The 9,194-nt window shown below is 61.6% G+C and carries 14 protein-coding genes and 1 other RNA gene; 7 read left to right on the top strand and 8 right to left on the bottom strand.

Going from position 1 to position 9,194, the window contains the following annotated elements; all coding sequences use genetic code 11:
• Positions 1-43 precede the first annotated feature (43 nt).
• From EN906_RS12730 to EN906_RS12720, 3 genes are all read left to right on the top strand, one after another.
• Positions 44-304, top strand: coding sequence for a DUF2312 domain-containing protein (locus EN906_RS12730; protein ID WP_013529099.1), 261 nt, complete (start codon positions 44-46; stop codon positions 302-304).
• A gap of 175 nt (positions 305-479) precedes the next feature.
• Positions 480-920, top strand: coding sequence for a hypothetical protein (locus EN906_RS12725; RefSeq protein WP_127270381.1), 441 nt, complete (start codon positions 480-482; stop codon positions 918-920).
• Between the two features lie 7 nt (positions 921-927).
• Positions 928-1,239: a hypothetical protein gene (locus EN906_RS12720; RefSeq protein ID WP_127270382.1), complete on the top strand. Its 312-nt coding sequence runs from the start codon at positions 928-930 to the stop codon at positions 1,237-1,239.
• Positions 1,240-1,325: 86 nt separating this feature from the next.
• Here the strand turns inward: EN906_RS12720 and msrB are convergent, their stop codons facing one another.
• The 4 genes from msrB to EN906_RS12700 all read right to left on the bottom strand — a co-directional run bounded on the left by msrB (position 1,326) and on the right by EN906_RS12700 (position 4,652).
• Positions 1,326-1,730, bottom strand: coding sequence for a peptide-methionine (R)-S-oxide reductase MsrB (gene msrB / locus EN906_RS12715; RefSeq protein WP_127270383.1), 405 nt, complete (start codon positions 1,728-1,730; stop codon positions 1,326-1,328).
• A 351-nt stretch (positions 1,731-2,081) separates the two neighbouring features.
• Positions 2,082-3,272, bottom strand: a complete 1,191-nt coding sequence (locus tag EN906_RS12710) for a VWA domain-containing protein (protein WP_127270384.1) — start codon at positions 3,270-3,272, stop codon at positions 2,082-2,084.
• Positions 3,273-3,279: 7 nt separating this feature from the next.
• On the bottom strand, positions 3,280-3,726 hold the full coding sequence (locus EN906_RS12705; protein WP_127270385.1) for a GNAT family N-acetyltransferase: 447 nt from the start codon (positions 3,724-3,726) through the stop codon (positions 3,280-3,282).
• Between the two features lie 86 nt (positions 3,727-3,812).
• The gene (locus EN906_RS12700) at positions 3,813-4,652 is read right to left on the bottom strand and encodes a MoxR family ATPase (RefSeq protein ID WP_023811813.1); all 840 of its coding nucleotides are present in this window, start codon (positions 4,650-4,652) and stop codon (positions 3,813-3,815) included.
• A 147-nt stretch (positions 4,653-4,799) separates the two neighbouring features.
• Here EN906_RS12700 and ssrS point away from each other — a divergent pair.
• The 4 genes from ssrS to EN906_RS12680 all read left to right on the top strand — a co-directional run bounded on the left by ssrS (position 4,800) and on the right by EN906_RS12680 (position 7,368).
• Positions 4,800-4,955: non-coding RNA, 6S RNA (gene ssrS / locus EN906_RS12695), on the top strand.
• Between the two features lie 95 nt (positions 4,956-5,050).
• Positions 5,051-5,638, top strand: a complete 588-nt coding sequence (locus tag EN906_RS12690; RefSeq protein WP_127270386.1) for a 5-formyltetrahydrofolate cyclo-ligase — start codon at positions 5,051-5,053, stop codon at positions 5,636-5,638.
• Positions 5,639-5,707: 69 nt separating this feature from the next.
• Entirely contained in the window at positions 5,708-6,532 is an 825-nt protein-coding gene (locus EN906_RS12685; RefSeq protein ID WP_127270387.1) for a YmdB family metallophosphoesterase, read from the top strand.
• Positions 6,533-6,606: 74 nt separating this feature from the next.
• On the top strand, positions 6,607-7,368 hold the full coding sequence (locus EN906_RS12680) for a TerC family protein (protein ID WP_127269216.1): 762 nt from the start codon (positions 6,607-6,609) through the stop codon (positions 7,366-7,368).
• A 16-nt stretch (positions 7,369-7,384) separates the two neighbouring features.
• Here EN906_RS12680 and EN906_RS12675 read toward each other — a convergent pair whose 3' ends face one another.
• From EN906_RS12675 to EN906_RS12660, 4 genes are all read right to left on the bottom strand, one after another.
• The gene (locus EN906_RS12675) at positions 7,385-7,852 is read right to left on the bottom strand and encodes an SRPBCC family protein (RefSeq protein WP_127269215.1); all 468 of its coding nucleotides are present in this window, start codon (positions 7,850-7,852) and stop codon (positions 7,385-7,387) included.
• A 26-nt stretch (positions 7,853-7,878) separates the two neighbouring features.
• On the bottom strand, positions 7,879-8,241 hold the full coding sequence (locus EN906_RS12670) for a hypothetical protein (protein ID WP_127269214.1): 363 nt from the start codon (positions 8,239-8,241) through the stop codon (positions 7,879-7,881).
• A 49-nt stretch (positions 8,242-8,290) separates the two neighbouring features.
• Complete coding sequence (locus EN906_RS12665) at positions 8,291-8,683, bottom strand: VOC family protein (protein WP_127269213.1); 393 nt, start codon at positions 8,681-8,683, stop codon at positions 8,291-8,293.
• 28 nt (positions 8,684-8,711) lie between these two features.
• On the bottom strand, positions 8,712-9,194 hold a 483-nt coding region (locus tag EN906_RS12660), incomplete at its 5' end, for an SRPBCC domain-containing protein (RefSeq protein WP_127269212.1).

Here is a 9,194-nt window from a genome sequence, read left to right as displayed (position 1 = left end):
CAGTCGTCCGCGAGTCGCGGAGCCGATGCTTTTGGAGAAAAATATGGCCGACGATATCACCGATACCAGCCAGACTGTTGCCGCCGGCCAGCTGCGTGCCTTCATCGAGCGCATAGAGCGGCTCGAGGAAGAGAAGAAGACGATTTCCGACGACATCAAGGAAGTGTTCGCCGAGGCCAAGGGCACCGGCTTCGACACCAAGGCGATGCGCACGATCATCCGGCTGCGCAAGAAGGACCAGGCCGAGCGTCAGGAAGAGGAAACCATCCTCGATCTGTACAAGGCCGCACTCGGTATGGTGTAGAGACTGTCTGGAAATTCTACTCTGGCGGCCATCTGTTGGCGTTTTCTGCGCTTCCGGTGCTCGCGTACTTTAAGTACGCTCCGCTCCGGTTCTCGAAACCACCACCATATGACTCGCCAGAGCGAATTTCGAAACAGTCTCGGGCCGAGCATGATGCCGAAGCGAGCATCGAGCCATGAGCGAATTCGACTTCGGCGCCCGCCGCGCCTCTGAATTCCGCCAGCGCGGCTTCTGGACGCTGTTCGCCGAGCGGCATCCCGAAGAAAGGGCTCTGATGGCGAGGCGCGGACCCTGGTTCTGGCAGCGCGGGCTGCCCGACTTCGCCTTGGTTCTTTCCATGTATGTCGCGCCGGCGCAGAGCCAGGTCGGCGTCTTCTTCGGTCGCAACGAGAAGTTCGGCGCCACGCAGGCGTGGTCGCGGTTGAAGCCATTCCAGCCCGATATCGAGGCCAGGCTGAAGCTCAGGCCGGAACAGAGTTGCGAGGGTCTTGGCATCAATTCGATGTGGCGGGTGAACTGCTATGCCGAGGACAACTGGCCAGCCATGGCCGACTGGCTGGTGACCGAATGCTCGCGTATCGAGCGCGCGGTAACCGAAGTCCTGGGGCAGGGATAGACATCCGGTGTTGCCAGAAGGTATCGGCTCCTTTTTCCGCTCACGCTGGCAAGGCCAGGTGCCGCTCGACCGGCTGTTCTGGCGCGACCTTGTCCTCGTCGGCACCGCGGTCAGCATCGCCGCATCGGTGCTGGCGCTCGTTCTGCTCGGATTGAAGTTGCCGCTCGGGCTTGTGCTGGCAGTGCATTTCGCGTCGGTGCCCTACAGCCTGTTCCTAACCTTGGCGGTGTGGCGGACCACCGAAAAGATACCCGGTGCCAAGGCCTGGATGATGACGCTGGGCGCTACGCTGTGGCTGGTGGCGATGATCGTGGTCTGATCGTCTGCCCAGAGGGGGGCAACGGATACTTAAACGAAAAGGGCGACAGATGCCGCCCTTTCATAATAGTGTCGAACCCGGATGGCTCAGGCCGAAGGCTCGAATTTCAGCGCCACCCCGTTGATGCAATAGCGCAGGCCGGTCGGCGGCGGGCCGTCCTCGAAGACATGGCCGAGATGGCTGCCGCAGCGGGCGCAATGACATTCGGTGCGAACCATGCCGTAGCTGCGGTCGACGGTGTTTTCGACCGAGCCCGGCACCGGGTCGTTGAAGCTCGGCCAGCCGGTGCCGCTCTCGAACTTCAGCTTGGATTCGAACAAGGGCTGGTCGCAGCCGGCGCAGGAAAAGGTGCCGGCGCGCTTCTCGTAGAGCAAGGCGCAGCTTCCCGGCCGTTCGGTGCCGTGACCGCGCATGACGGCATACTGCTCCGGCGTCAGCCGGGCGCGCCATTCGGCGTCGGTGCGAGTTACAGGGTAGGTATGGGTGTCCATGTGATCTCCTCAGCCTTGCCGGCTCGTTGTTGATTGCAACCGGATATTCGCGTCAAGATAGGCATTTGTTACACGACTGCCCAGTGTCTGACGTTCCAAGGTTGAATTCCCCCTTCTTCAGGCGTCTGCGCCGCCCCTCACCTGCCTGCCGGCATCCTCTCCCCGTAAACGGGGCGAGGGGCCCTGTCGTCCGCGATTTCGCCAATTGTCAGCGTTGCAAGAAAGGCGCCGGCGTTGCGGCCAGGCCCTCTCGCCCCGTTTACGGGGAGAGATGTCCGGCAGGACAGTGAGGGGCGGCGCCAACTTTCACGATTGATGGTCTCTGAGGTGATGGTTCCGCACCTCTGACAACTAATGCTTCCTTGAAAGCTGCTTGGTCGCGCCTTCGAGCCCGGCCAGCGTCAGCGGGAACATGCGGCCGCCGAAGATGTCGCGGATCATCGCAATCGAATGGGTGTAGCCCCAGTTCTTGGGGTCTTCGGGGTTCAGCCATACCGCGTTCGGCCATTGCTGCAGCAGGCGGCCGAGCCAGACGCTGCCTGCCTCCGGATTCCAGTGCTCGACCGAACCGCCGGGGTGAGCGATCTCGTAAGGGCTCATCGAGGCGTCGCCGACGACGATCACCTTGTAGTCCGGACCGTATTTATGGATGAGGTCGAAGGTCGGAATCACCTCGGCATGCCTGCGGCGATTGTCCTTCCACACGCCCTCATAGAGGCAGTTGTGGAAATAAAAATATTCGAGCTGGCGGAATTCGGCGCGGGCAGCCGAGAACAGCTCCTCGACGCTCTTGATGTGGTCGTCCATCGAGCCGCCGACATCGAAGAACATCAAAAGCTTCACCGCGTTGCGCCGTTCGGGCCGCGTCTGCACGTCGAGATAGCCATGTTCGGCGGTGGCGTGGATGGTGCCGGGCAGGTCGAATTCCTCCTCGGCGCCTTCGCGCACCCAGCGACGCAAGCGCTTCAGCGCGATCTTGATGTTGCGGGTGCCGAGTTCGACGGCATCGTCGAAATTCCTGAACTCACGTCTGTCCCACACCTTCACCGCGTGGCGGTTGCGGCTTTCATGCTGGCCGATACGCACACCTTCGGGATTGTAGCCATAGGCGCCGAAAGGCGAGGTGCCGCCGGTGCCGATCCATTTCGAGCCGCCCTGGTGGCGGCCTTTTTGCTCCTGCAGCCGCTGCTTCAAGGTTTCCATCAGTTTCTCGAAACCGCCCAGCGCCTCGACCAGTTTTTTCTCTTCATCGCTCAGGTGCTTTTCGGTGAGGCGGCGCAACCATTCCTCAGGGATATTGGCGACATCGACGGCATCCGGCCCGCCCAGTGCTTCGATGCCCTTGAAGACATGGGCAAACACCTGGTCGAAGCGGTCGATGTGGCGCTCGTCCTTCACCAGCGCCGCACGGGCGAGGTAATAAAAGCCTTCGACGTCGTAGTCGACCAGCCCGGCTTCCAGCCCCTCCAGCAGCGACAGATATTCCCTGAGCGAAACGGGAACACGCGCGGCCTTCAGTTCGAGGAAAAAGGGGATGAACATTGTCTATCTACAGCAAATCATACTCGATGAAGCCGGTGCGGCGCGCAACGTGGTCGTAGAGTTTGCGCGCGGTGGTGTTGGTCTCGTGCGTCATCCAGTAGACGTTCTTGACGCCGACTTTTTCGGCTTCCTGTCTCACCGCCTCGATCAGCGCAGCGCCGATGCCCTTGCCGCGCACGTCAGGGTCGGCGAACAGGTCCTGCAGATAGCAGTTGTTTTTTTCCGACCAGCCTGAGCGGTGGTAGAGATAGTGGGTGAGCCCAACCGCCTTGCCGTCCAGCGTGGCGATGAAGCCTTTCGGCTCGAACTCACCTTCGGTGAAAAGCCGCTTCCAGGTGACGGCATAGACCTCTTCCGGCAGCTTCGTCTCATAGAAGGTGAGGTAGTCGGTCCACAGCCGCCGCCAATCGGCGTGGTCGGACTGCGCGAGCGGGCGGACGATAATCTCAGACATGTCATCTCCTCTGAAGGTTTGGCCGAGGCTGCCTGCCTGTTCGGCTGCGGGCAACGGTCCACAGAAGGGAAAGCGCTGCTGCTGACCTATTGCTGCCTTCGTGCCATGAACGCCAGCCGCTCGAACAAATGCACGTCCTGCTCGTTCTTCAGCAATGCGCCATGCAGCTTGGGCAGGGCGTTCTTCGGATCGGCGCGCAGATCTTCCGGCGCGATATCGTCGGCGACCAGCAGCCTTATCCAGTCGAGCGCCTCGGAGGTCGACGGCTTCTTCTTCAAGCCGGGCACGTCGCGGATTTCGTAGAACTGGGTCAGCGCCGCTCGCACCAGGTTCTGCTTGATGCCGGGATAGTGGACATCGACGATTCTGTGCAGCGTATCGACGTCGGGAAAGCGGATGTAGTGGAAGAAGCAGCGGCGCAGGAACGCGTCCGGCAACTCCTTCTCGTTGTTGGAGGTGATGATGACGATCGGCCTGACGGCGGCGCGGATGGTTTCGCCGGTCTCGTAGACGAAGAACTCCATCCGATCGAGTTCCTGCAGGAGGTCGTTGGGGAATTCGATGTCGGCCTTGTCGATCTCGTCGATCAAAAGCACGACCTTCCTGCCGGCGGCGAACGCCTCCCAGAGTTTGCCGCGCTTGATGTAGTTCCTGATGTCGTTGAAGCGCTCGTCGCCAAGCTGGCTGTCGCGCAGCCGCGAGACGGCGTCATATTCGTACAGGCCCTGCTGCGCCCGCGTCGTCGACTTGACGTGCCATTCGATGAGGTCGAGGCCAAGTGCTGACGCCACCTGGCGGGCCAGCTCCGTCTTGCCGGTGCCTGGCTCGCCCTTGACCAGCAAGGGCCGCTCCAGCGCGATCGCCGCGTTGACGGCCACCATCAGATCCTTGTCGGCGACATAGGCCGCCGTGCCTTCGAAACGCATTCTTGCTCCTCGGTTGGTCATGGCAACCGTAAGGACGCGGCTCACCCTGTGCAAGGGTGCGCCGGCCGCGACGAATGGGCTTGAACCTGATGGAAACATATGCCCGTCTCACTGGCGTTTAGCCGGCCGGCAGCCTATATTGGGCGGGACGGTCTGTGCTTCCCGGCAGGAGAACATTTTCCCCGGGGCCTTAACGATCCTTAGGGAGCTGTCCCTGGGAAGACCCGTGGGTTTTCTCATACGGCGCCCACCTACTTTGTAGGTTCCCGGGATCGCTCTCTCCACCGGTTGTGTGGATCGTCACTTATTGCCACGCGTCCGCATTTCGGTGGATGATTGCGGTGGAAAACGTCGCTCCCAAAACTCCATCCAGATCTGACCTTTTCTACCCTGGCTGAATGACCTCTCTCAAAGACCTGAAAAAGCAGCTTCGCCGTGAGGCCCTCGGACGCCGCGATGCGCTCGATGAATTCTGGCGAGTGGAGGTCGCGCTTGAAATGGCGGAGACGGCGCGCGATCACCTCCATGTCGAGCCGGGCCAGATCGTTTCCGGCTTCTGGCCGATGCGTTCGGAAGTCGACGTCAGGCCGCTGATGTTTGCCTTGCGCGAAAAGGGCGCGCGGCTTTGCCTGCCGGCCATTCTCGACAAGACCACCATTGTCTTTCGCGAACTGGTGCGCGGCGCGCCGATGGTCGAGATGGGTTTCGGCACGGTCGGCCCTCACGAGGAAGCCGAGGTGCTCGACCCCTCTGTGATGCTGGTGCCGCTTGCCGCTTTCGATGCACGCGGCCATCGCATCGGCTATGGTGCCGGCTATTACGACCGCGCCATCGCCAAGCTGATCGACAAGGGAGAGCCGCCGCGGCTGGTCGGCATCGCCTTCGACTGCCAGGAGGTGGCAATGGTGCCGGATGAGGAACATGACGTCGTCATTGCGGAAATACTCACCGAGAGCGGGTTGCGCCGCTTCGCGCCAAAATTGTAGATAAGTACAAGGGACGCATGATCTTCACTGGCGTCATGCAGCTTTCGCTGACCTTCGGTGCGGGATCATATGAGACTTCTCTTCCTCGGTGACATGGTTGGAAAGACAGGACGCACGGCGGTGTGGGAACAGCTGCCCGGACTGATCTCCGACTTCAAACTCGATTTCGTCATCGTCAACGGCGAGAACGCCGCCGGCGGCTTCGGCATCACCGAAGACATCTTTCGCGAGACGATCGCGGCCGGTGCCGATGTCGTCACCACCGGCAACCATGTCTGGGACCAGCGTGATGCGCTGGCCTTCGCGCCGCGCGAAGAGCGCTTCCTGCGTCCCTCCAACTTTCCCAAGGGCACGCCCGGGCGCGGCTCCGGTGTCTATATCGCCAGGAGCGGCGCGCGCGTGCTGGTCGCCAACATCATGGGCCGGGTGTTCATGCATCCCGAGCTCGACGATCCGTTCCAGGCCGGCGAACGCGAGCTTGCCGCCTGTCCGCTCGGCGAGCAGGCGGATGCCGTGATTATCGACTTCCACGCCGAGGCGACCTCGGAAAAGATGTGCTTCGCGCATTTCGTCGACGGCCGCGCCAGCCTCGTCATCGGCACCCACACCCACCAGCCGACGGGCGATCACCAGATCCTCAACGGCGGTACCGGCTATATGTCCGACGCCGGCATGTGCGGCGACTATGATTCCTCGCTCGGCATGGACAAGGAGGAGCCGCTCAACCGGTTCCTGTCGAAGGTGCCGAAAGGCCGCTTCGAGGCGGCGACCGGACCGGCGACTTTGTGCGGCGTCGGCGTCGATATTTCAGACCGCACAGGGCTGACCGAGCGGATTGCGCCGTTTCGTCGCGGGCCACGGCTGGAGGAAACCGCACCGTCCTTCTGGTCGTGACATTGATATAGGCACGCTTAATACCTAACTGCCGGCGACACTGCTCTAGATCGTTGAAAGAGGGGACGACCTCCATGCAGCTCATCGAATTCCTGGCGCCGCATTTTCAATTTGTTTCCGACCCGACGGCTTGGGTCGCGCTGCTGACGCTGATTGTGCTCGAGGTCGTGCTCGGCATCGACAATCTGATCTTCATCTCGATCCTGACCAACAAGCTGCCGGAAGCACAACGGGCCCGTGCCCGCCGGCTCGGCATCTCGGCGGCCCTGATCATGCGGCTGGTGCTGCTGGCCACCATTTCGATCATCGTCCAGCTTACCACGCCGGTGTTCACGGCCTTCGGTCACGGTTTTTCCTGGCGCGACCTGATCCTGATCGCCGGCGGCCTGTTCCTGGTCTGGAAGGCGACCAAGGAGATCCATCACACCGTCGATCCCGACGACCACAAGGATACGATGATGGGCGAGACGCTGCAGATCAGCCTTGCCGGCGCGATCTTCCAGATCCTGCTGCTCGACCTGGTCTTCTCGATCGATTCGATCATCACCGCCGTCGGCATGACCGACGAGATCGCCATCATGTACATCGCCGTGATCGTCGCGGTCACCGTGATGATGCTGGCGGCCGGGCCGCTGGCCAACTTCATCGCCAAGAACCCGAGCATCGTCATGCTGGCGCTGGGCTTCCTTCTGATGATCGGCATGACGCTGATCGCAGACGGCATGGGCTACCATGTGCCCAAGGGCTACATCTATGCGGCGATGGGCTTTTCGGCATTGGTCGAGGGGCTCAACATGCTGGCGCGGCGACGTAAGAAGTCGGGCGGCGGGCATTGAGGCAGACCCAGAATACCTAATGTCCTGGCACGCCCTTCGGGTGACGGTCGCCGATCAGGCCGAGCGTCAGGCCCTGTTCCAGCCACGCCTTGGCGCCGGCCAGCACCAGCGTGAAGCCGCCGGTTGAGCCGACGGCCTCTTTCACCTGCTCGTCGCCATCCCCGGCGAAGCCAAAATTGCGAACCTCGAGAAAGGTCGTCTCGCCAGGCATTTCGGTGAATGTCCAGACCACGGTGGTTGGCGGATCGCTCCATTGCATGACGATCTTTTCATTCGCGACGATCTCGCTGACGTCGACCGTCGTCGAGACGCCGTACATGCGCCACTCCCAGAGGACCTGCTTGCCGCTGTCCAGCCGGCCGCTGCCATGGGTGAACCAGAATTTCGTGGTTATGGCCGGATCGACGATGGCCTCGAATACATCGGCGACAGGCCGCCGGATCAGCATGCCGGCTTCGGCGAATGGTTTTTCGCGGATGTCCATCGGATGCTCCTTTCGGGATTCGGCGCTCACCAGGCGTCCGGTTCGCGCAGCATGTGAATAATGTTGGCAGGGTTGGTGATCCAGCCGCCGCGGAAGCCCTCGCCCAAGGGCTCAATGGCGTCGCAACGCACAACACCGGCCTTGGCGAAATGATCCGCAGCCATGGGGAAATCCTTGGTGAACAGCTCCAGCCACACCTCGGCCTGGCTCATCATCGGCGCCTCATCGATCCACAGGCGGTTGGGGCCAAGCTCGAAGCCGATGGCCGGTGCTTTGTCTGTGAACGGCTTCAGGCCGACGACGTCGCGGTAGAAGGCGATCGTCGCCTCATATTGGTGCGGCGGTACCTTCATGGCGATGTTGATGCCGCCGGTGATTTTCGTGGTCATAGCTGGCTCCGTTGTCGTGTTCGGCTGTTGTCGCCTTTGCTCAGGCTGGTCATGCGAGATTTATCTGCCAGGAGACCCCGAACCTGTCGTTGAGCCATGCGAAACGGCGGCTGAAGCCGTAATTGTCCGGTGGCATCAGGAACGCGCCGTCCTCGCCCAGTGTCTCGACAATCCGGTTCAGCTCTTCTTCTGAGGAACAGTCCACATAGAGCGAGACCGATGGCGTGAACGTGAAGGCGTGGTGCACGGGGCTGTTGAAGACCATGACTTCCAGCCCAGCGATCGACACCCGCGCCAGCTTGACCGTTCCTTGCGGGCCGTCTTCGCCGGGGCCGTAATTCGTGACGTCAAGCACGCTGCTGCCGGGAATGGTCTCGCAATAGAGGGTCATTGCCTCTTCGGCCTTGCCCTCGAACATCAGGAATGGCGTTACTTTCTTCATTGCGGATCTCCATCCTCCCCATAGTCGCTCAGATATTGGTCTCGTTGGCGGGTTCGCCCCTCATCTCGCTGCGATAGTAGCCGTCGCGCAAATTGATGCCGTATTCGACATAGGCCTTCATGCAGGCCAGCATCTGCGACCAGCCCTCGCAATTGAGGTAGGACTTCTTCAGGCCGACCGCGCCTTCCTGCCAACCGCTCTCGGCGATGGTGACGAAGGTGCCGCCATCGTCGAGCGGCTCGAAATTCATCTCGATGCGGGTCTTGTAGGCGGGTTTGCCGTCGGCGTCGGTGGCATCCCAGCGCAGCACGATGCGGCTGTCCTTGACCACTTCGTCGACCTCGACCGGCACCTTGCCCCACCAGACGACGCCGGCGCCAGCTTCCAGCGGGGCGCTGGCGCCGCCGATCGTGGTGAAATAGCCGCTCAGTTTCTTCGGATTGACGACCGCGTCGAAGACGTCGGCGACCGGCTTGCCGATGCGTCCGGAAACACTGAATCCAAGTGACAT

Source organism: Mesorhizobium sp. M7A.F.Ca.CA.004.06.1.1 (assembly GCF_003999135.1).
GTDB lineage: Bacteria > Pseudomonadota > Alphaproteobacteria > Rhizobiales > Rhizobiaceae > Mesorhizobium.
The sequence above is the reverse complement of the archived record's forward strand: the minus strand, read 5'-3'. Positions and strand labels throughout refer to the sequence as shown.